The following is a 409-nucleotide window of genomic DNA, read 5'->3' as shown; positions in this document are numbered from 1 at the left end:
ACGGCGCCGCGCTGCTGCTCGACGGCTGGGCGATGCTCGCCCGGCCCGACCTGCGCGTCGCCGAGGAGACGCTGCGCCGCTGGTTCGCCGCGGCCGCCGGGGTCGTGCCGCACACCGACGGCGGACGGGTCGTCGTCGTCGCCGAGGCGTCGGTGCCGACGGTGCAGGCGCTGGTGCGGTGGGACCCGGCCGGGCACGCCGAGGCCGAGCTCGCCGAACGCGCCGAGGTGGGGTTCCCGCCCGCGATCCGGATGGCCTCGGTGGAGGGGCCGCCCGCCGCCGTCGCCGAGATCTGCGACGCGGTGCTCGGCACCGGGCGCGTCGACCCGTCCCCGCCCGAGGGGGTGGAGCTGCTCGGACCGGTCGAGATCGACCCGCCGGACCGGCCCGGCGCCGGTCACGGCACCGC

General features: G+C 79.7%; 1 pseudogene. It reads left to right on the top strand.

The annotated features are described in order from the left end of the window. A pseudogene (locus GTW08_RS24270) lies at positions 1-409 on the top strand (primosome assembly protein PriA); the annotation flags it as partial.

This window comes from Pseudonocardia sp. SID8383, assembly GCF_009864975.1.
In the GTDB taxonomy this organism is placed as follows: domain Bacteria; phylum Actinomycetota; class Actinomycetes; order Mycobacteriales; family Pseudonocardiaceae; genus Pseudonocardia; species Pseudonocardia alni.
Note: the sequence above shows the minus strand (reverse complement) of the source record. Positions and strands in the feature narration are given on the sequence as shown.